We start from the raw sequence: 21,437 nt of genomic DNA, 5'->3' as shown, positions 1-21,437 counted from the left end.
AGCAATATACCAGTAGTTTAAAAAACGGAGTATTGGCAGATTAATATAAGAATTGGTATAGTATAATATAAGCTATTTTAAGAACGGGAGGGAGTGGGACAGAAATAACATTTTATTAAAATTTATTTCGTTGTCTCACCCCGGCAAGGTTGACTAGAATTGAAAAACTTGATACAGGTATAATTCAATTCAGTCAACTACTGACAATACAAAATGATAGCCTGAAACATTTGTTTATGTCTCCGGCTCAAAAAGTTAATTACTAACTAAAAGAATAATAGAAAAATGATACGGAAGGCACTCTTACGTCACTAAGAGGGATGAGTGCTTCAATTAGAAAGGATGAGCCGCTTGATACGCATGAGTGTATTAGCAAGTGGTAGTACTGGTAATGCCACATTTGTTGAAAATGAAAAAGGAAGTATCCTTGTCGATGTAGGCCTAACGGGTAAGAAGATGGAAGAACTCTTTGGCCAAATCGACCGAAATATTAAAGATTTAAACGGTATATTAGTGACTCATGAACATATTGATCATATTAAAGGTCTAGGAGTCTTAGCACGTAAATATAACTTGCCTATATATGCGAATGAAAAGACATGGCAAGCAATTGAGAAGAAAGATAGCCGTATTCCAATGGATCAGAAATTTATTTTTAATCCGTATGAAACGCAATCAATTGCTGGGTTTGATATTGAGTCATTTAACGTATCACATGATGCGATAGATCCACAATTTTATATTTTCCATAATGATCATAAGAAATTTACGATTTTAACTGATACAGGTTACGTGTCAGATAGAATGAAAGGTATGATTCGTGGTAGTGATGCCTTTATCTTTGAGAGTAATCATGATGTGGATATGTTACGTATGTGTCGTTACCCTTGGAAGACGAAACAACGTATTTTAGGAGATATGGGGCACGTATCTAATGAAGATGCAGGTTTAGCAATGACAGATGTGATTACCGGTAATACCAAACGTATATATCTATCACATTTATCTCAAGATAATAATATGAAAGATTTAGCGCGTATGAGTGTAGGACAAGTGTTAAACCAGCATGATATAGATACTGAAAAGGAAGTATTACTATGTGATACGGATAAAGCACAAGCAACACCTATTTATACTTTATAATGACATTTTAGACGGGAGTGAGACGGAAAGTCTCGCTCTTTTTTTTATACTATTTCTGTGGAAAAGTGGTAGAAGTAAGTCTTAAAAGTCATATTTATAGGGGATAACTTGATAAAAATAATTAAGACTATCGGGAAGTTATCCACTGAATTGTTCATAGTTACCCACAACTGTGTACAATACACACAGAAATACCCACATTGTACACATACTTATCCACAAAATAACAGGTTATTCCACATGTTTTGTGCATAAATCATAAAAATTTATAAAAATACGAGGGGAAACTGATACAATAAGAGGGAATAGTGTTAACAAGTTGATAACTTGTGGATAACTCTAACAAGTACATCTCGGAGGATATTATGAAAATTACAATTCTGTCAGTTGGAAAACTTAAAGAAAAATACTGGAAACAAGCAATCGCTGAATATGAAAAGCGATTAGGTGCATATACCAAAATTGAAATGATAGAAGTGCCAGATGAAAAAGCACCAGAAAATATGAGTGACAAAGAAATTGAACAAATTAAAGAAAAAGAAGGCCAACGTCTATTAGCTAAAATCAAACCACAAGCAACTGTGATTACCTTAGAAATTGAAGGTAAAATGTTGTCATCAGAAGACCTCGCTAAAGAACTCAACCAACGCATGACACAAGGCCAAAGCGACTTTGTATTTGTGATAGGCGGATCCAACGGCCTACATCAAGACGTCTTACAACGCAGCAATTACGCCCTATCATTCAGCAAGATGACCTTCCCACACCAAATGATGCGCGTCGTGTTGATAGAACAAGTATATCGAGCATTTAAGATAATGCGGGGCGAAGCGTATCATAAGTGATAAGGTTTTTTCATTCATTACATAAAATGAAAGTTTCACATTAATATATGTAGAAATATATTACACAGTGTATTACTATAAATTTATAGTTTAAATTATATGATTTAAAACATTATATAAAATATAAATAGGTTTTTAAAAGGGGAGTGTAGATTATATTTTATTTTCCTGATTATTTTGATTTGGATGAAGTTAAAAAACATAGTTTCTATATGTCTAGGTACTTCAACGATAATGTAATAGAAAATATGAGAGACCTATATAAACAAGACAAAAATATGTTTAATCAATTTCGTAAAGAATTACATATTAGAGGTATCGGGTTTAAGAAAGAATTACAAAATAATTTTTTAAAGGTATAGAATACAGCGTATATCCTTATATTAAAATTAATGATAATAAAGATAGATACAAATCTTTTCCTTTCGAACTTTTTGGGTTAACACAAATAGTGACTGATTTAAAAATAGATTCAGATAAATTTTTTAATTATGTGCCAGTTAATGGTTTTGATAAATTTATAATGCCCGAGCGAAAAGAGTTATTTATCTCGAAATTAAAAGAATACGGGTTTGAATTATTTTATAAGCAAGAGGAAGTTATTGAAAAAAGGGTATATAACGAACTTGATATATCTAATTATGTTCCTTATCAATTATTTTCTCACTTTATTAAATATTGTAATAGAAAAGACTATACCATTAATGAGATTGATGAGGCATTAGTAGAATATAAAAATGCAAAAGGTACTAGAAAGAAAACATGGGAAAAACTATACAAATACTGCGTTGAAAAAAATTAGCAAAAAATTGTAGTAGTATAAAATATAATTTTCATAATAAAGAATTAGATGGACTATTAAGTTATTATAATAAGAGCTATTTGAAGTTTATGGATACATATTTTAGTGAAGATAATTTATTATCGAAAAGACCTTATGTATATGGACAAACTGTAATATGGGATATTTTTGAAAATTATAATGTATCAAACGAACATTATTTATTTAATCTTAATCATAAGTTGGCAGAATTAAAAAATCATGTCAATTATATATATATTAAGGATATTCCTATTTCTGATATTATAAATTTTTATGAGTTATCAAATATATTTTTAAATGAAAGAAGATTGGTAAACGAGTTAGGAATAGAACTTTATGATAAAGCTATTATCAAAATATTTTTAGATTTTATGGAGACATTACCTGATTTAACAAAAATTAAGAATGAGATTTTAAAATCGTTATCTGAAAGAGAATTTAAAGTACTTAGAAATAGACATAAAGGTAAAACTTTAGCAGAAATAGCTAAAGAAATTAATGTTACAAGAGAAAGAGTAAGACAAATAGAATCAAAAGCTAAACGTAATCTGAAAGATTCTAGCGAATTGAACAAAATGATAAATTTTGTTTTATTTAAATTCAGAAATAAATCTATTATTCAAATTTCACAAATTATAAAATACTTAAATATAGAATTAGAATATTGCTTTATAATTGCTATTTTATTAGAAGGAAACTCGATATATCTAGTAAAAAATGAATATATGCTATTGATTTCACATAAATTATATAAAAATATGAGGAATGAAATAGAATGGCATATTTCAAATGGCAGTGTGGTAATACCTTTGAGTGAATTAGAATATTTACATGAAGAAAACATGGAATTCGCTACAAAATGGTTGAATGAATTTAATTATAAATTAGTTAATAATAAATTTGTTCAATCTAATATATCAATAGTAGCTGCATTAGAGTACATTATGTATTCGAACAAAGATAAAATATTTATTAATAATGATGAAGGGTATAAAACTTTGAAATATCAAATCGAGACTTTATTTGATAAGGAAATTAATTCTAATCCCAGAGCGCTATTCTCAAGAGTAGCTGATGCTAAAAATGTTATTTTAATAGATAGAAATGCTTATAAATATGAAGATTTTGAAGATATCGATGGTGAGTTTTTGGTTGCAATCAAACAACTTGTAAATGAAGAACTTAACCAAGGTAAATATGCAGATCCTAGATTAATTTATAAGAATAATCCAAAATTAATGCAAGACAACAATGTTTATTCTTATTCACATTTGTATTCTATAATCAAAAATTTTTACTCTGAAGACTTTAAGGTTGGTCATCAAAACACACTTTATGTTTATGCAAAAGATTCTAATAATTTAACTGCAGAAGATATTTTAAACGATTATCTAAGAGAAAATTCACCTGCAAAAATTGAAGAAGTAATAAAAGATCTAAAATGGAAGAAGATCAAATTAGAACAAATGATTCCTAGGCTCGATGATGTCATAATAAATGGTAACCAAGAAATTATTCAAATTAGTGGAATTGAGGAAGAAATACAATATCAAGCACTACATAATTTAGTGAACAATGAAATAGAAAAAGGATATATAATTACTGCTGACTTGTATACGACAGTAGCTTTTGATGATAAGTTATCTGTATTGATAAATAAATATAATATTAATGATCTTCATAGTTTTGCGCAATTTATAAAATCTAAGTTCATGTTTATGCATGGTCATTCCCAATTCTTATATAGTAAGTATTCCGAATATAGAAATATCGAAGACATTATAGTATTTAAACTACCTAAGTTCACTACTTTTAAAAAATTACGTGATTTTATTTTTGAAAAAGGATATTCTGAACAGCGGTATTACAAAGCTAAAGATATATTAATAGAAACAAATAAAATTGTTCCATATAATAATGACTTTTTTCTTAATCTTGAAAAATTTGATTTTCCATTAAATGTTGAAAGGAAAATATTAGAAATACTTAAACTCAAATTCGAAGATAAAATATACATCAGTAAGTTACAACTTCAAGATATAGATATAGAACTTAATGATTCACTTATGGTTACTCCTGAAATCATAGCTAACGTCGCAAAAGCGAATGGTTATCATTTACTTGATGCTTATTATGGATCAATCTATGAATTACCAATTATCACAGTAAAAAAATTTAATTCTTATGCTGAATTTGTATATAAAATTATTAAAGAAGATTTTAAAGATATATATAATGAAGAAAATTTATTATTATTTTTAAAAAGTTATGGATTAGTTCATCAAAACTCAGATCAAATATATTTTACACTTAAAGAAAGTGATTATTTTACTTTTGATAATCTTGGTTTTTTTTACTTAAATGAAAGAGGTGAATAAATGTTCGATAGTTTAGAGTTCAAATTACAATATAGGTCAAGTCATGATAATTTATTTGAACATTTTTATAAACCTTGTTTAAATAATGCAATTAAATATGATAGAGCTTCAGGGTATTTTACGAGTGAAAGTTTGAAATTATTAGCCGAGGGTTTAGATATATTTTTACATAATGATGGTCAAATTAGAATTGTAGCTAATCCTAAATTATCTCAAGAAGATATTGAGGCTATTGAAAAAGGTTATGCTGCAAGAGAGAGTGTAATCGAAAGACGTTTATTAAAAGAAATTGAATTAAGTTATAAATCAATTGAAGATGACACACTTAATGTTTTATCTTGGCTAATTTATCGAGGACAATTAGATATTAAAATTGCATTTACTACTAATGGCTCAATATATCACGAAAAATTTGGGATTTTTACTGATCAAAATAATAATTCAATTGCATTTTCAGGTTCCGCTAATGAAACATATAATGGATTAAGTCAAAATTTTGAAAAAATAGATGTCTATTCAAATAAACAAGATAAACATAGAATTGATAACGCAATAATGGATTTTGAAAAATTATGGTCAAATGAAACTAATGAATTAAAAGTAATAAATTTGCCAGAAACTATAAGAAAAAAAATGATTGAATACAAATCTTTAGTACCACCGCCTGCCTTAAAAGATAAGGGGTTAGAAGAAAATGAAAGAAGAATTGAACCTAGAAAATATCAAAAAGAAGCAATCAATAGCTGGAAGAAAGCGGGATACAAAGGGATATTAGAAATGGCTACGGGAACAGGTAAAACCATAACCAGTCTATTAGCTGCAAAAGATTATAATGAAAAAGTGAAAAACTGTGTGACTGTTATTGTTGTACCATTTCAACATTTAGTGAACCAATGGATAAAAGATATTGATTTTATTTTAGGAACAGAGGTAGTTAGATGTATGGGATCTCAATCTTCATGGATAAACAGAGTGAGAGAAATGGTTCAAGAATATAATTTGGGGCTTGTTGATCAATTTGTAGTTGTGACGACTTATAAAACTGCAACTTCCTCATATTTTAAAAATTTATTTAGAAAATTGAATAAACCAGCAATGCTAATTACAGACGAATGTCACTACATCACTTTTAAAGGATTTAAAGATTTCCCATTTGAGAAATTCAATGCTCGACTAGGTTTATCAGCAACACCAGACCGTTGGTGGGATGAAGCAGGAACTACTTATATGAAAAAATCAGTCGGTGAAGTAGTCTATGAATATACTTTAGATCAAGCTATTAGTAATGAAAAATTAACAAAATATGATTATTATCCGCACCTTGTCGAATTTAATGAATCAGAAATGGTGGAATATAATAAAATTACACAACTAATTATTAATAATTTGAATAAAAAAGATAAAGATGAGGTTGATGCGAGAGAAAAATTAGAATCTTTATATAGAAAAAGATCTAATTTAATAAATAAAGCTAATAATAAGATAAATGTTTTCTTGCAAGATTTTAAAACTGAGGATCTTACAAAAATATCTCATACACTGGTTTATTGTGCTCCTGGAGATATAGATATGATTGTCAAATCAATTTCAGACTTAGGTGTAAAAGTTTCTAAATTTAATTCTGATGTTAAAAACAAGGATAGAGAAAAGTTGCTAACTATGTTTGAACAAGAACAAATACAAGTTTTAGTTGCTATTAAATGTTTGGATGAGGGCGTAGATGTGCCTGCAACTAAAACAGCATATTTTTTAGCAAGTACATCTAACCCGAGAGAATTTGTACAAAGAAGGGGACGAATTCTTAGAAAATATAAAGGAAAAACTTTTGCGGTAATACATGATTATATTGTATTGCCAATTGGGTTAACTTATGATGATTTTTATAAAATTGCAATAAAAGAATTACCTAGATTTTCTGAATTTAATGATAGTGCTATAAATACAACACAGAATAAAATAGAGATGAGTAAAATATTAGAAGATTATAATCTAACTCCCCTGATGTATAAAAAGCCATGGGATGTATATAAAGAAATGAAGGAGTTGTTTGATAATGACAGCATTAAATAATGAATTAAGTAAAAGATTATCAAATTTGGACGAGGAGTATGAAATATTATTAAGACCATTACTTAACGACTTAGCAAGTGCGAATACAAGTACAGAAGAAACATTAGCAAAAGATAAGTTCAAAAAACAATTAAGCGAATTTATTAAAGAAAGAGGTGAACAATGATATGAAACTTATTAAAATGGATTTAGAAAATTTTAGACAATACTATGGTAAGCAGTCTATTGAATTTACATATCAAGATAAGCAAAACACTACTATTTTATTTGGGGAAAATGGTAAAGGAAAGACAGGTATATATAGAGCTATTATGTTTGTTTTATTTGGTTCAAAGAAAATTTCTCAAGATACAGCTAATGAAACTATACATTTGACGAACTTTAAGGTTATCGATGATGCTGCGGGTACATCTCAGTCTTCTGTTACCTTAAAATTTGAGCATGAAAATAATGTTTATGAAATCAAAAGAGTAATGAAAGCTACAAAATGGTCTTCAAATTTAATTCAAGAACAAGAAGGTGATGTCAGTCTTCTTGAAATTGATGCAAAAACAGGGAACGTTAAACCTAATGCTTTAACGGATAAACAAGAAATCAATATAAAAATAAATAAAATAATTAATGAAGATATTAAAGATTTCTTTTTATTTGACGCTGAAAAAATAGACACAATAGCAAAAGCAGATTCTAACGTGAGAAAAGAAGTTAGAAGTGCAATATTTAGTTTACTACAATTAGATAAAATTGAAACAGCTAAAACATTTGTGAAGGATATTAGCAAAGTTGTTCGTCATCGCTTATCTGAAAGTATGAAAGATGGTAATGCAAACCAAATATCAAAAAAATGAGTGATATCGATTTAGAGTCAGAAGAAATCAAAGGTTTGTTAGTTAAACTAGATGAAGATAAACAAGTGATGGATGAAATGATCGCAAAGCATTCATTAACATTAGAAAAAAATAAGCATATTGTTGAAATTAAAGATAGAATCAAAGAAAAAGAAGAGCAAATTGAAATATTACAAACTCAATTAGAAAATAATAAGGCACAACTAAGTCGTAGTTTATTTGAGTCAGGACCGTCTTTATTAGTAGAAGGTTTTCTAGATGAAAATAAAAATTATTTTGATAATTTTCTAGGCGATAATAAAGTAAGTATACCTAAAGAAATATTAAATTTATCATTGCTAAATGATAAATGTATCGTGTGTGACAACGATTTAAAAGAACATGAACAAAATAAGAAATACATAGAGTCTTTACTAGAAACATATAAACACTCTGAGTCTTATGAACTAGCTAGAAATTTATTGAAAGAAGCTCAAGATTGTCTAGATGATCATAAAAAAAGTGAACAAGATTTTAATAACAATTTAAAGAGTTATAAAAACTTGAGTAACCAAATTTCAAAAGAAGTAGATGTTATTAGGGATTTAAAAGATGATATTGCTAACTCAGCGAAAAATTCTGTGGATTTAGCAGATATTCAAAGCATGATAGAACAAGAGGAAACAAAAAAAGAAAACATCATTAGAGAAATTGCGCTTAAAGAAAATAAACTTGAAGAATTAGATGTAGAAAAAGAAAAACTTGAAAAACAATATCAAGAACTTATGAAAAAGAAAAGTAGAAATGTATTTGATCAATCACAGTTACAAATATTGGTAACTCTGGAACATGAATTAAAAGATATTTCAAAAACATTTAGTGAGGATGTAAGAATCTTACTAGGTAGGTATACTTCTGAAATTTTCAAAAAATTAATTGATAAAAAAGATATCGATGTTATTAGTAACGTTGAAATAGATGCAAATTTTCAAATTGTTGCTCTTAATAATAATGGATATAAAATTACTCAAGATATTTCACAAGGACAGAGACAGATACTTTCTCTTTCTTTTATAACTGCATTAGCTAAATTAGCAGTTAGAGAAGGTTCTGTTGATAAAATTGACTACCCGCTGTTTATGGACTCTCCTTTTAACCGCTTGAGCGGAATGAACAGAGATAATTTAATTGAAAAAATACCGAACCTAACGGCACAGTGGATACTACTTGTTACTGATACTGAATTAACTCCAAGTGAAGAAAAAGTATTTAAATCCACAATTCGCTTAGGCAGATGGTATAGAATAAACCAAGTAGACGTACATCATTCTGAAATTGAATCTGTAGATTTAAATGAGACAATGTCTACTAGAGGAGGATTATAAATGGGTATATTAAAAGATAATCAAATGATATTTTTTACTGACAGTAAGTATAATGATGTTTTTGATACTTTTAACAAAAAAGAAGCCAAAAATAAAATAGAAATTAAACACTTATATATACTGGCTGCAACATTAGGATTTAAAAATTCAAAACGTGTTCAAGTTTCAAGTAAAGGTAAAGAAACAAGAACTAGTTACTTATCATATAAAGAAGAAGCATTATTACTTAATATGGTCTTTACTGATAGTGAAATAAATTATAATATTGATAAAATTGTAAATTTAAATAATAAAATGAAAGTCAAAAACATAATAGATGAATACGCAAATGGAGGATTAGAACTAATAGTTGAGAGAGGACTACCTCATAGATGGAATGGCGAGTTTCTTGACAATGAAGATGGAAATTTAACATTTGATTTATCAAAATATATACTTTCTGAAATTCAAAATATCCCATTTTAATAATTTTTATTTGAAAATTTTGTATTTAACTTAAAGTATTTTCGAAAATAGTTCTAAATGATTACTGGTTAACTGTAAGGCAATGTTATAATAATATATAAAGAGTAAGTCCTATAAATTTCAATAGAAAAAATTAACTATACTATCAGTATATTAAAGAATATAAAAATGAGCGATATATTACACTAGTTATCTGAAAAGAAATAAAGATAGAAAAAGTTCACTAAAAAGCATAAAACTGTTAGAAGGACAACAATCACAGTATTCGAATTGAATAGGATTGTTGTCCTTATTGAATTTGTTGTTTTTTACTATTAAAATCTTTTAACATTTCGTACCATGTTTCTTCAAAATTTTGTTTAACCTAGAGAGGATGTTACGTCCTAATATATTTAGATTATGAAGGATATTTTTATATAAATATCTAAATTATAAGAAATATTGACAAAATAATATTGTATTGAAAAACTCATTATCGTCCGACATGCAGAAGCGTATCATAAGTGATGCGGTTTTATATATAATTTTAATGTAAAATAATAGATAGACAATAAATTAATACACATTTAGGAGATAAAAAAATGAACCAAATTGACCAATGGAAACATAAATTTAACGCATTACCACGTTTACCTAGATAACAATCTAAATTTGGGTATGTAGATACAATAAAGACTATTTTTCATAAAATAATTACTAACACAGAACTAGAAACTGTTGTAAAAATTGAAGGTAGTGAAACAGAACATACACTAAAACATTACATAGAAATACTATTAAGATATCAATTTATAAAAAAAGATAATGAAAATAAGTATTACCTCACTGAGAGTTTAATAAATTTTGAAGAAGAAAGTTTTAGAGAAAATTTAGCTGAATTTTTGCAATTACATGTGAAATATATATCTGAGTTATTGTTTTTTATAAAAGAACCTAAAACTACAAAAGAAGTCTTAAACTATGCAAATGAAAATTATAATATGTCTTGGAAACAAAACGGACAGATTCATGAGCGACTAGCGTGGTTAAATGATTTAGGCTTAATTAATTCAATGAGTTATAAAAAGTTATATGTTATTAATCAAGAGGGAAGAAATTTTATAGAAAAATATCCACCTTTGAAATCTTTTAATATATCTGAATATATTCAAGATATAACTGCAAATGAAAAATTAATTAAATTACCAGAATGGATTGAGGAGTTAGGTTGGAACGTCAACAACATTGATAGAAAAGATGGATTAGGTTATATTCCAGGAGGTAGAGCAAAAGCAACTGAACTGATATTAAACATAATAGAATTTACTTTAAATGCTAAAGATACAGAGTCATTAAGTAATTATATTAATGATAAGTTCAAGTGCAAGGAATCATCTGTGAATAGTTTTTTAACATTTCTAACTAATTTAAAAATTATAGATAGAATTGGAGAAAAAGTTTACGAAACTTCAGAATATGGTATTAAACTTTTAAATTCTGACCGTCCAGATTTATATCTATTATTTTTTATAAACAAAGAATATAAGTATATTTTTGAAATACTTTTCGTGTTAGAAGAGTCTCCTCAAGAGCCTAAAGAATTAATTGCTAGAGGTGTAACTGAGTTTAATATGAATTCTGAAAGACTTGATAGAATTAGAGAAAGACTAGCCCATTTAAAAAATGCTAAATTGATTTTGAATGATAAAGGTAAAAAGTTAAAATTATCAAATCGTGGGCAGTTATTATTATCAGTATTAAAAGGTAAAATGAGTATTAATAACTCTTCAACTAAAGAAATTGGGTTATTAAAAAATAATGAAGAGAGTTATCAAAATTTATTAAAAGAAGTTCGCTTAGCTTCAACTAATTCTTCTAGTCCACACGATTTCGAAAAATTATTAGAAAAAACATTTATTGAACTAGGTTTTAAAACTAAATTGTTAGCGCAATCAGGCACTACAGATATTTTATTAACTGCTAGAACAGTTCCAGATTATACGTATAAGGTAGCTATCGAGGCAAAGACAAATAAGGAAGGTAAAATTACTGAAAACTTAGTGAATTTTGATGCGCTTAAAGAACATAAAAAAGAAGCATGATGCAGATTTTATAGTAATAGTTGGCAAAAAATTTAATGGAAGATTAAAAAGATTTGCTGAAAACAATCAAGTTTTATTATTGGATATAGATAATCTTGAATTATTAGTGAAAAGGCATCAAGTATACCCTTTACAAGCAATTGAATATAAAAAATTATTTAATCAAGTAGGAGAAGTAGATATAAGCGTTTTGGATAGTACATATAATAGAATGCGTAGATATAATGTACTATTTAAATCGATTATACAAACTTTAATAGAAAATAGTGATGACGAATTTACAAAGGGTATATTAACTATACGTGAAATTTATATGCTTATAAAAAGCATAGATGAGTTTAATGATGAAGATTTAACTAAAGAAGAAGTAGATAATATGTTAAATTTACTTTCAAATCCATTAATTGGGTGTGTAGGAAAGGAAAAAAATGGTTATTATGCGAAAGGATCTTTAGTTGACGCTCAATTAAAATTTGGGTTTTACTATTCTGCATCAATAAAATAAGACACTATTTATGATTTTATGCTTTTTAATCATTGGATACCTTATTTAATTTGAGATGTTTTTGTATAATTTTATCTAGTTGCTGCTATTCTATATCTAATATTTCTATATTTTCTTTTATTGATCTTATTATGATAATTATTTTCTTTTACTTTACAGTGTCGAAAATTTCTATAGATCCGCAAAAATTAAACCAAGATTCATTTCACTCGTAAGTGTTAATGTAAATCTTGGTTTTTTGATTATAATTGGATTTTAGTTTCATAGTCTATAGCTGTTTTAGGGTCATTCCAAATTTGAACCGTTCCATCATCTTTAACTACGATAGTATTAGCTCCTGCACCGGATTTATTATTAGCGTTAATTGTCCATTATGAACCATTGTATTCAGGTTCTTGAAATTTTAATAAATCTGCATTCCTCACTTTATTTATAGCTGCAATAGCATAATCAAAAACGTTATCTCTAGTTACTTTTTGTTGATTCTTTGCAGTTTCGTGGGCTGTAGTTTGCGTTTTTTCTTGACTATTACTTGGACTTTCATTTGATTGATTCTCATTATTAGAGGTTTCACTAATACTTCGAGAGTTACTTCCAATATTTTCTTTTTGCTTAGCCTGTAATTTATTTTTTTCAAATTCTACTTCTTGATATTTGTTGTAACCAAAAAAAAACAACAGATGCTAATATACCAACGATTGCAATCATTGTAATTATACTTAATAATTTTTCATAGTTTAGTCACCTTAAGTTTAATAAGTGCCGCCTTGGCCATTGGCACGTGCTTCTACTTGTCCTCTCAAATAGTTGATATAATCTCCAGAACCTTTAGCTTTGCTATCACCAGCTGCAGCTTCTTTTTCGCTCATTCCTTCTTTATATGCAGCTAAAAATTCATCATCAGACATGTTTTTAGCATCTTCTGCTGTATATTTTGATTGTCCCTTACCTTCACTATCACTAGGGGGAGTTGCACCTCCCGCAGCTGGTTGGAATTTCCCTGCTTCTGAAAATTTTTGTAAGGTAGGTGTCATTTCTTGTGTTGTAATAATCCTATCCCCATTTGTATCTGCTGCATCTATTTCATTTGCTAATATTCGTGCTTCTTCACTGCTAATATTAAAAGCTTTTTCAAGTTGTTTCGCTTTTTCATTATTTACTTCATTTGTGACATTATCTTGTTGTATGTTTTCTGTTGATACTTGGTTTTGATTTTCATTTTCTGTAGTTTTATTTTTATCGATTTTCTTATTCTTCTCATCCTCTAGCTTAGCTTCTTCTTTTTTAAGTTCTAAATCTTTGTAACTCCCATATGCAAATACAACAGCAACGCCCAATATTACAACTAATAAAATAACCCCTAAACTTGCGAAAACTTTCTTCACATAATCATCCCCATTCAATAATTAGTTTAAATTTATATTAATATATTTTGCTACGCTTTTCTATATAAATTTTAAAAATTAATATAGAAAAGATGTATTTATAAAAACAATGGTTTTGCTAGATAAATTTAGATTAATTTAATTTTTCAGATTGAAAAGTATGCTTAAATATATAGAATTAGTTTTGATATGACTATTCTGATGAAAACTCAAATCCTTATTAACTTGCGTGAAATAATTAGACATCAATAGAAACACTTGATAATTCGTATAAAGATGATTATGAAGAAGGTAGTTTTATTAAAAATATAGGTGATATGTATAAAGGTAAAATTGTTGTGTTTAAAAAATATACAATAATCCCCTGTTAACTAAATGATTAACAGGGGATTGTTATGTGTTGAAAATGATTATGATTCTATTTGTTTCTCTCTTTGTGCTTCGAATTCATCTAGTAATTCGCGTGCTTCAGCGATGGATTGTGTATTCATTAATTGATGTCGTAGTTGGCTCGCACCTTTAATGCCACGTACGTAAATTTTAAAGAATCTACGTAAACTTTTGAATTGTCGGTCTTCATCTTTGTCATATTTTTGGAATAATGATAGATGTAATCGTAATAGACCTAGTAGTTCTTCGCTAGTATGTTCACGTGGTTCTTTTTCAAAGGCAAATGGATTGTGGAATATGCCTCTGCCAATCATCACACCATCAATGCCATATTTTTCAGCTAGTTCAAGTCCAGTTTGTCTATCTGGAATATCGCCATTAATTGTTAATAAAGTATTAGGTGCTATCTCATCACGTAATTGTTTAATCGCTTCAATTAATTCCCAATGCGCATCAACTTTACTCATTTCTTTACGTGTACGTAGATGGATCGATAAGTTCGCGATGTCTTGTTCGAAGACATGTTTTAACCAATCACGCCATTCATCTATTTCATAGAAACCAAGACGTGTTTTAACACTTACCGGTAGACCTCCCGCTTTCGTTGCTTGAATAATTTCAGCGGCCACTTCAGGTCTAAGAATAAGGCCAGATCCTTTACCTTTTTGAGCAACATTTGCAACAGGACAGCCCATATTTAAATCAATACCTTTAAATCCCATCTCCGCTAAACCAATACTCATTTCACGGAACTGTTCAGGTTGATCGCCCCAAATATGTGCTACCATAGGTTGTTCATCTTCACTAAACGTTAGGCGACCACGCACACTGTGAATACCTTCAGGGTGACAAAAGCTTGCAGTATTCGTAAATTCAGTGAAAAACACATCAGGTCTCGCAGCTTCACTAACCACATGACGAAAGACAATATCCGTCACGTCCTCCATAGGTGCCAAAATAAAAAATGGCCCTGGCAATTCACTCCAAAAATTTTCCTTCATAATATATTTAAACCTTCTTCTTTATTAGTATCTCGCATTTTTACGCATAATGATATTACCACAAAGGGGGGAGATATACAAAGTGAAGTTGACTATTCATAGTTTATAAAAATGAGATGAAAAGGAACAGATTGATTATTTTTCAGGAGTAATATTAAATTTATTTTTGATTATTACTGTAATCATATAGTATTATATCTTTTATATATAAATTATAGAATTTGACACTCTCTATATTGTTATATCTACAAATTGGATATAAATACATTCAAATAAGCAAAAAGAGACGTGCGATATACATTGTAAATTTCAATTAAACTATAGGTTAGAAATTTATAAATAATATAAAATAGGGGTGTTAATATGGCGGAATTTATCGCAGCAATAATAGGTGGTATTTTATCTTTAATCGGTACTTTTTCAGCAATTTTTCTTCAATTTAAAAATCAAAAGAAAGAAAAGGATGAAGAATATCATAATGATTTAGTCAGTATGATAGACATCATTACATATAAAGCTGCTAAAGTAAGAAATAATGAGTTGAACTTTAAAAATGCAAATTATAGTAAAGAAAATACAATTGAAATTTACACGGATATTGAACAAGATTTTAAGTCATTAGATTATCAGATACAGGATTTGATTACTATGATGAGTCATCATATAGATCGTTCAAATACTGCTATTCAAGAATTACTTAGTTATTACGAACCTTTTGAGCGTCAGTTTAACAAATTTAAAGTTGCATATAAGATATATAATCAAAGATACGAAGATGAAGCATTTGATAAAAATGCGATTGCATTTTCAAAAATAAAATTAGATCAAAGTATTGAAAAATTTGTAAATAATATGAAAAAGTTTGCTAAAGAGAACTATAATCATGAGATTTATGAGCCGAATTTAAATAAAATTATAGATAAAAACGAAGCTATTAATGTTCAAAAATATAAGAAGTCATGATTAATTGAGAGAGCATTAAAAGTAGAATATTCGTATCATAAGTTGAAAAGAAATTTAAATGCTATATAATAAATCGGGTTGGTATTTCAACCCGATTTTGTGTTGAATAGGAAAATTAACATTGAATACTAAAAAAGGCTCATTAAGGAGAAAAATGAAGAAATTTACGCCTGAAAAGATAAGTGAACAGTTTTCTAAATTGTTGTTATTAGCAGTTAATATTTGTATTGGTCTCATTGCGATAACACTTGTTATATTTTTATTTACCGAGTGTTTTGGTTTCTTTCAAAACTTATTTTTACAAGATAAAGACTTGAAATATAGCCAAGTTATTGAAGATTTATTGGTATCGTTCATGTATATTGAGTTTATTCTACTCATTATTCAATATTTCAAACACAATTATCATTTTTCGTTACAGTACTTTATTTATATCGGTATTACAGCGATTGTCAGAATTATTATAGTAGAACATAGCGATGCTACTGAGACAATCTTGTTAGTCGCTAGTATATTTATACTAACGATTTCACTATACTGTTTACGAAAATTTACGATTGATTAAAATCAAATACTAAACTTTAAGAGGGAAGCATGTGTGAACGCACTGTTCCCTTTTTTTATTTATAAAAGGGAATGGAATAATTATGACTTATTCTTTGGAGTGTTTTTCGTACATGGAATTGAATTATGCAATATAGTGTCAGTAATATCGTAAATATGTAGTAATTAAATATATAATTATTTGTATAAAATGGATGAGTTTTCCCTTTAATATATTTATTTTCTACTCTGAATTATTAGAAGGTATAAATAATCATGTAAATTGTGCGTCAGTTATTTTTTGATGAAACTAATTGTATCTAACTTCTTATGAAAATAGTATTTAAAACAACCAAATAAAGTATGGTATTACAACATTAATGCATGTAAAATGTATATTAAATGCATGTTATTTAAAATTATAGGGGGTGTACTATGAGATGTATGATTATGAGTTAAAAGAAGAGAGTGCAATAAGTTATCAATCTATCGATAAAACATGGATTGAATTTTATAATGAGTTTGCTATGAAGTTATTAAAGTTTCGTGAACATCGTGAACAATTAATTCAAAATGTAAAAAAGGCATATCAGATTGCTGATATTAAATTGCCTACTTTAGAAAAGGATAATCAATTAATAGATATTGATCCTTTTACTGTACTTGCATTATTTAATAAAAGCTCTTTAAAAACATCAAATAAGATAAAAATTGCAGAAGCATTTTCTAAGATTTTAGAAATTGAAGCTAAGGTTCCTACAAATTTTGAAGGGATACCAACGGTCAATAATATGAATGCTACTTTTTATGATTTTGTAGGTATACGCAAAGATAACGATATTGATGAGTTATGGTCATTATTTGAAATTGCAATAAAATATTCAATTGAAAAAAGTGAATATAATAAAGATCAATTTATACGTTATTTTGATTTCATTATAGATAAGAGAGGAATAGGAAATAGTAAATTAACAAGCGCTTTATTTTGGATTTCACCTGAAGATTATTTAAACCTTGATAAACGAACGGTTTGGTATATTTATCAATCAGGAAAAGTCCCTGAAATGATTATTAATCAGTTACCTAATGTTTCAACTTATCTGAGTGGAAAAGACTATTTAAAAGTTATCGATGTTATAAAGGAATATTTATCTAGTTCTAAAACCGTATTGAATCAGATAGTTGATTTAAGCTTTGAAGTTTGGAGATATTCCGAAGAAATAAATGAACTTAAGGATAAAACATCTAAAGTAGTGGCAGGGTCAACTGATACAGATCAAGATATTCCATCTAAAAATTATTGGATGTTATGTTTAGATTCACAAGAAAGAAATTGGGAATGGTTCTATGATAATGGATGTATTTCTATAGGATATAATGAACTTAATGATATATCCAAATATTTCAAAAAAGAAGAAATAGAAAAGAAACTTCAAAATACCTATGGTGATGAACGCAATTATACTAACGTTACTAATACCATTTATCAGTTTATTAATGAAATGGCTATAGGTGACATAATATATGTAAAAAATGAGCAAGATATGATACTTGGTTGGGGAATTGTTTCTTCAGATACTAAATACGTGCTTGATAAAGAATTTTCTAATATACGTTATATTGATTGGAAAAATAAAGGTGAATGGAAAAGCTATCTTGAAACTACAGATAAAGTATTAGATGATATTACCCCATATAATGAACTTATTAAAAAATTAAACATGTTATTCAATCAAGATAGTATGAATGAAATTAATTCTGTAAAGGAAAATTATCTTGTTTATGAAGTTACAGATTTCTTAAATGAAGTGTATATGAATGAAGATGAGTATTATAGATTAATTCAGTTATTGGAAATGAAGAAAAATGTTATATTGCAAGGCCCTCCTGGTGTGGGGAAAACCTATATTGCAAAGCGTTTAGCGTACTCTATGATGGTAGTGAAAGATAAAAGTCGTGTTAAAATGGTTCAATTTCATCAAAGCTACTCGTACGAAGATTTTATTATGGGGTTCAGACCATCTAAGAATGGATTTGAATTAAGAAATGGAACCTTTTATAATTTTTGCAAACTAGCTGAGGAAGATAGCGAGAATAGCTATTTCTTTATCATTGATGAAATCAATCGTGGGAATTTAAGTAAAATATTTGGGGAGCTATTTATGTTAATTGAAAATGATAAACGAGGTGCTGAGCTCGAATTATTATATGCAGATGAGAAATTTTCTGTTCCACCAAATATTTATATCATTGGTATGATGAATACAGCTGATCGCAGTTTAGCAATATTAGATTATGCGCTTCGCAGACGTTTTGCGTTCTTTGATATGACTGTATCGTTTGATAATGTTGGATTTAAATTGTATCAAGATAGTTTATCGAGTGAAAAATTTGATGCTCTTATTCAATGTGTTCAAAATTTAAATCTTGATATTGTAAACGATGATTCACTTGGAGAAGGATTTACAATTGGACATAGCTATTTTAGTAATTTAAGTTATGTTACTGATCTTATACTATCTAATATTGTAGAATTTGAGATCATACCTCTAATTAAAGAATATTGGTTTGATGAACCATCTCAAGTAGATTTATGGACTGATAAATTAAGGACCTCGATAAAATGATAGAAATAAGAAACATTTATTATATGTTGACTTATGCTTTTTCTGTTTTGAAAGAAAATACTTATGTAAATGTCATCGCAGAAGATTTTGATAATGCTAATGAGTTATATACAGCTATTTTAATAAAAGGTGTTTCAAATCAAATTAAGCGTGGTTTACACTATGAATATATTGAAAAACAAGAAGCATTAACAATGGTTCGAGGAAAAATTGATATTTCAGAGTCTATTAGTAATTTGGATATATTAAATAAAAAACTTAGTTGTGTATATGATGAATGTTCAATAAATAATTATTTAAATCAAATTATTAAATCAACAATGTTACTTCTGATTAATGAAGATATCTCAAAGGAAAGAAAAAAGAAATTGAAAAATCTATTGATTCATTTCAGTTCTGTTAATCAAATAGATTTAAGCAGTATTAATTGGAATATGCGTTTTACACGAAATAACAAGACATACAAAATGTTAATTGCCATATGTAATTTAATTGTCGAAGGTCTTTTACAATCAAATAACGAAGGAAATAGACAAGTACTGGACTTTAAAGATGAACAACGTATGTCACACTTATATGAAAAGTTTTTATTTGAATATTTTAAGAAAACTTTTCCACAATTGAGTGTAACTGCAGCACACATACCATGGAAATTAGATGATGATGAATCCTCAATGTTACCAACTATGAAAAGTGATATTATGATTTCTAATAAAAAGGATTACTTAATCATAGATGCTAAGTTTTATAAAAAGTCCTTACAAAACTATTATGATACTTATAAAATACATTCTGCAAACCTTTATCAGATATTTACTTATGTAAAAAATCATGCTTTTTATATAAGGGAGAAAGAAGTAAATACAAATGTATCTGGCATGCTCTTATATGCTAAAACAGATGAAGAAAAGACACCTGAAAATAAGTTTCAAATGAGTGGCAACCTTATTAGTGTTAAATCATTAGACTTGAACTGTGAATTCTCACAGATTAAAAAACAATTAAATCAAATTATTATGGAACATTTTGAAATATAAATGTTTGATACAGTTCTATTGTTTACGAAAATTTACGATTGATTAAAATCAAATATTAAACTTTAAGAGGGAAGCATGTGTGAACGCACTGTTTCCTTTTTTATTTATGGAACTAAGCGATATGCGATACTATTAAGATAAAAGATGTATATTATTTATTTTATTGTTACACTATTATTGAAATGAAATTATTTCAATTGTAATTATATAATAATTGATTAAAGGAGTTTTATCATGAACAAAATAGACTTAAAAACTACGATAAAATCACTTTATAATGACATCTTAATTGATTTGAATTTGGATAAAATAAATAACTATTTTGCGCCCACATACGTACAAACGACAGATCATGTTTCCACTAATTTTGATGAATTTAAAGCACATCTAAAAAAGTTAAAAGAAGTTGTTTCAAGTTTGAAAATCAGTCATTTTAAAACGATAATCATTGATGAAAATCAAAATGCTGTGTTTCTACGTTATGACGTAGAAGTAGAGAAAAAGAATGGAAACCAAGGCATCATAGAAGTGTATGCGGAGTTTACATTTAACGATGAAGGAAAAGTTATGACATGTAACGAATTAACATTACCATATCATGAAGCGCTTAAAGGCATAGGTAGGATTAAATAAACTTAATTATCATCGTCATTTTGTTTGTCTTTCGTACTTGGAACTAAACAATATAGTGTCAGTAATATTGTAAAAGCATAGCCGAAATATTGTCTGCTGCTATAGGGCATATCAGTGAACCCTATAATTATAAGCACGGTAATTAAATCTATAGCCATGAGTATAAGATATATACGCTTTCTTGTTTTTCGCTTCATACTCATCTTCCTTTTGTGAATAAATATAGATTAATTATATGATTTAGATAGCCTATTCAAACTTAATCAAAACGGCAAAACTAATTATTCTATCTTAAGTTAACATGTTGTTATAAAAGTGTAAAAACACCTAATTCGA

At 27.8% G+C, this 21,437-nt stretch carries 20 protein-coding genes; 16 read left to right on the top strand and 4 right to left on the bottom strand.

Annotated features, from left to right (window positions below):
- The first annotated feature begins 342 nt into the window (after window positions 1-342).
- The 11 genes from ACJQQZ_RS08795 to ACJQQZ_RS08745 all read left to right on the top strand — a co-directional run bounded on the left by ACJQQZ_RS08795 (window position 343) and on the right by ACJQQZ_RS08745 (window position 12,522).
- Window positions 343-1,143 carry an MBL fold metallo-hydrolase gene (locus ACJQQZ_RS08795; RefSeq protein WP_015364556.1) on the top strand — a complete coding sequence of 267 codons (801 nt, stop codon included), beginning with the start codon at window positions 343-345 and terminating at the stop codon, window positions 1,141-1,143.
- Between the two features lie 365 nt (window positions 1,144-1,508).
- Window positions 1,509-1,988, top strand: a complete 480-nt coding sequence (gene rlmH, locus ACJQQZ_RS08790; protein ID WP_145506207.1) for a 23S rRNA (pseudouridine(1915)-N(3))-methyltransferase RlmH — start codon at window positions 1,509-1,511, stop codon at window positions 1,986-1,988.
- 451 nt (window positions 1,989-2,439) lie between these two features.
- Entirely contained in the window at window positions 2,440-2,790 is a 351-nt protein-coding gene (locus ACJQQZ_RS08785) for a hypothetical protein (protein WP_408023122.1), read from the top strand.
- An 89-nt stretch (window positions 2,791-2,879) separates the two neighbouring features.
- Window positions 2,880-5,189, top strand: a complete 2,310-nt coding sequence (locus ACJQQZ_RS08780) for a sigma factor-like helix-turn-helix DNA-binding protein (protein WP_408023121.1) — start codon at window positions 2,880-2,882, stop codon at window positions 5,187-5,189.
- Window positions 5,190-7,259, top strand: a complete 2,070-nt coding sequence (locus tag ACJQQZ_RS08775; RefSeq protein ID WP_145506216.1) for a DEAD/DEAH box helicase family protein — start codon at window positions 5,190-5,192, stop codon at window positions 7,257-7,259. It begins immediately after the preceding gene.
- On the top strand, window positions 7,243-7,425 hold the full coding sequence (locus ACJQQZ_RS08770; RefSeq protein WP_075777718.1) for a hypothetical protein: 183 nt from the start codon (window positions 7,243-7,245) through the stop codon (window positions 7,423-7,425). Before ACJQQZ_RS08775 ends, ACJQQZ_RS08770 begins: the two co-directional genes overlap by 17 nt.
- 1 nt (window position 7,426) lies before the next feature.
- On the top strand, window positions 7,427-8,107 hold the full coding sequence (locus ACJQQZ_RS08765; protein ID WP_145506219.1) for an AAA family ATPase: 681 nt from the start codon (window positions 7,427-7,429) through the stop codon (window positions 8,105-8,107).
- Window positions 8,104-9,471 carry a hypothetical protein gene (locus ACJQQZ_RS08760; protein WP_145506222.1) on the top strand — a complete coding sequence of 456 codons (1,368 nt, stop codon included), beginning with the start codon at window positions 8,104-8,106 and terminating at the stop codon, window positions 9,469-9,471. The genes ACJQQZ_RS08765 and ACJQQZ_RS08760 overlap by 4 nt, the downstream gene beginning before the upstream one ends.
- Window positions 9,472-9,936: a hypothetical protein gene (locus tag ACJQQZ_RS08755; RefSeq protein ID WP_107546872.1), complete on the top strand. Its 465-nt coding sequence runs from the start codon at window positions 9,472-9,474 to the stop codon at window positions 9,934-9,936.
- A gap of 980 nt (window positions 9,937-10,916) precedes the next feature.
- Window positions 10,917-12,017, top strand: coding sequence for a restriction endonuclease (locus ACJQQZ_RS08750; RefSeq protein WP_408023120.1), 1,101 nt, complete (start codon window positions 10,917-10,919; stop codon window positions 12,015-12,017).
- Window positions 11,986-12,522, top strand: coding sequence for a hypothetical protein (locus ACJQQZ_RS08745; RefSeq protein WP_241004988.1), 537 nt, complete (start codon window positions 11,986-11,988; stop codon window positions 12,520-12,522). The genes ACJQQZ_RS08750 and ACJQQZ_RS08745 overlap by 32 nt, the downstream gene beginning before the upstream one ends.
- A gap of 371 nt (window positions 12,523-12,893) precedes the next feature.
- Here ACJQQZ_RS08745 and ACJQQZ_RS08740 read toward each other — a convergent pair whose 3' ends face one another.
- The 3 genes from ACJQQZ_RS08740 to ACJQQZ_RS08730 form a co-directional block, all read right to left on the bottom strand.
- The gene (locus ACJQQZ_RS08740) at window positions 12,894-13,199 is read right to left on the bottom strand and encodes a hypothetical protein (RefSeq protein WP_241004989.1); all 306 of its coding nucleotides are present in this window, start codon (window positions 13,197-13,199) and stop codon (window positions 12,894-12,896) included.
- Between the two features lie 75 nt (window positions 13,200-13,274).
- Window positions 13,275-13,907, bottom strand: coding sequence for a hypothetical protein (locus ACJQQZ_RS08735; protein WP_145506225.1), 633 nt, complete (start codon window positions 13,905-13,907; stop codon window positions 13,275-13,277).
- 410 nt (window positions 13,908-14,317) lie between these two features.
- Window positions 14,318-15,298 carry a tRNA dihydrouridine synthase gene (locus ACJQQZ_RS08730; protein WP_145506229.1) on the bottom strand — a complete coding sequence of 327 codons (981 nt, stop codon included), beginning with the start codon at window positions 15,296-15,298 and terminating at the stop codon, window positions 14,318-14,320.
- 363 nt (window positions 15,299-15,661) lie between these two features.
- Between ACJQQZ_RS08730 and ACJQQZ_RS08725 the strand changes: the two genes are divergently transcribed.
- From ACJQQZ_RS08725 to ACJQQZ_RS08705, 5 genes are all read left to right on the top strand, one after another.
- A complete protein-coding gene (locus ACJQQZ_RS08725) occupies window positions 15,662-16,261 on the top strand; it encodes a type I secretion system protein (RefSeq protein WP_107533203.1) in 600 nt (199 codons plus the stop codon).
- Between the two features lie 154 nt (window positions 16,262-16,415).
- Window positions 16,416-16,826, top strand: coding sequence for a phosphate-starvation-inducible protein PsiE (locus ACJQQZ_RS08720; protein WP_002450195.1), 411 nt, complete (start codon window positions 16,416-16,418; stop codon window positions 16,824-16,826).
- Window positions 16,827-17,244: 418 nt separating this feature from the next.
- The gene (locus ACJQQZ_RS08715) at window positions 17,245-19,431 is read left to right on the top strand and encodes an AAA family ATPase (protein ID WP_186364167.1); all 2,187 of its coding nucleotides are present in this window, start codon (window positions 17,245-17,247) and stop codon (window positions 19,429-19,431) included.
- Window positions 19,428-20,468 (top strand): 5-methylcytosine-specific restriction endonuclease system specificity protein McrC, encoded by a 1,041-nt coding sequence (gene mcrC, locus ACJQQZ_RS08710; RefSeq protein ID WP_145506232.1) that lies wholly within the window; start codon window positions 19,428-19,430, stop codon window positions 20,466-20,468. Before ACJQQZ_RS08715 ends, mcrC begins: the two co-directional genes overlap by 4 nt.
- A gap of 234 nt (window positions 20,469-20,702) precedes the next feature.
- Window positions 20,703-21,101, top strand: coding sequence for a nuclear transport factor 2 family protein (locus ACJQQZ_RS08705; protein ID WP_145506234.1), 399 nt, complete (start codon window positions 20,703-20,705; stop codon window positions 21,099-21,101).
- 2 nt (window positions 21,102-21,103) lie between these two features.
- On the opposite strand, the gene ACJQQZ_RS08700 is transcribed toward ACJQQZ_RS08705, so the two are convergent.
- A complete protein-coding gene (locus ACJQQZ_RS08700; protein ID WP_145506237.1) occupies window positions 21,104-21,298 on the bottom strand; it encodes a hypothetical protein in 195 nt (64 codons plus the stop codon).
- Window positions 21,299-21,437: the final 139 nt, after the last annotated feature.

The sequence above is a fragment of the Staphylococcus sp. KUGN1 genome (assembly GCF_045984185.1).
Classification (GTDB): Bacteria; Bacillota; Bacilli; order Staphylococcales; family Staphylococcaceae; genus Staphylococcus; species Staphylococcus warneri_A.
This window is presented reverse-complemented; position numbering and strand designations above follow the sequence as displayed.

Bases quoted from the DNA above. Each gene is read 5' to 3' on its own strand.
- ACJQQZ_RS08745 (WP_241004988.1), top strand. From the start codon at position 11,986: ATGCGCTTAAAGAACATAAAAAAGAAGCATGATGCAGATTTTATAGTA.
- mcrC (WP_145506232.1), top strand. From the start codon at position 19,428: ATGATAGAAATAAGAAACATTTATTATATGTTGACTTATGCTTTTTCT.
- ACJQQZ_RS08705 (WP_145506234.1), top strand. From the start codon at position 20,703: ATGAACAAAATAGACTTAAAAACTACGATAAAATCACTTTATAATGAC.
- ACJQQZ_RS08775 (WP_145506216.1), top strand. From the start codon at position 5,190: ATGTTCGATAGTTTAGAGTTCAAATTACAATATAGGTCAAGTCATGAT.
- ACJQQZ_RS08700 (WP_145506237.1), bottom strand. From the start codon at position 21,298: ATGAAGCGAAAAACAAGAAAGCGTATATATCTTATACTCATGGCTATA.
- ACJQQZ_RS08725 (WP_107533203.1), top strand. From the start codon at position 15,662: ATGGCGGAATTTATCGCAGCAATAATAGGTGGTATTTTATCTTTAATC.
- ACJQQZ_RS08765 (WP_145506219.1), top strand. From the start codon at position 7,427: ATGAAACTTATTAAAATGGATTTAGAAAATTTTAGACAATACTATGGT.
- ACJQQZ_RS08780 (WP_408023121.1), top strand. From the start codon at position 2,880: ATGGATACATATTTTAGTGAAGATAATTTATTATCGAAAAGACCTTAT.
- ACJQQZ_RS08730 (WP_145506229.1), bottom strand. From the start codon at position 15,298: ATGAAGGAAAATTTTTGGAGTGAATTGCCAGGGCCATTTTTTATTTTG.
- ACJQQZ_RS08755 (WP_107546872.1), top strand. From the start codon at position 9,472: ATGGGTATATTAAAAGATAATCAAATGATATTTTTTACTGACAGTAAG.
- ACJQQZ_RS08760 (WP_145506222.1), top strand. From the start codon at position 8,104: ATGAGTGATATCGATTTAGAGTCAGAAGAAATCAAAGGTTTGTTAGTT.
- ACJQQZ_RS08715 (WP_186364167.1), top strand. From the start codon at position 17,245: ATGTATGATTATGAGTTAAAAGAAGAGAGTGCAATAAGTTATCAATCT.
- ACJQQZ_RS08720 (WP_002450195.1), top strand. From the start codon at position 16,416: ATGAAGAAATTTACGCCTGAAAAGATAAGTGAACAGTTTTCTAAATTG.
- ACJQQZ_RS08770 (WP_075777718.1), top strand. From the start codon at position 7,243: ATGACAGCATTAAATAATGAATTAAGTAAAAGATTATCAAATTTGGAC.
- ACJQQZ_RS08750 (WP_408023120.1), top strand. From the start codon at position 10,917: ATGTCTTGGAAACAAAACGGACAGATTCATGAGCGACTAGCGTGGTTA.
- rlmH (WP_145506207.1), top strand. From the start codon at position 1,509: ATGAAAATTACAATTCTGTCAGTTGGAAAACTTAAAGAAAAATACTGG.
- ACJQQZ_RS08795 (WP_015364556.1), top strand. From the start codon at position 343: ATGAGCCGCTTGATACGCATGAGTGTATTAGCAAGTGGTAGTACTGGT.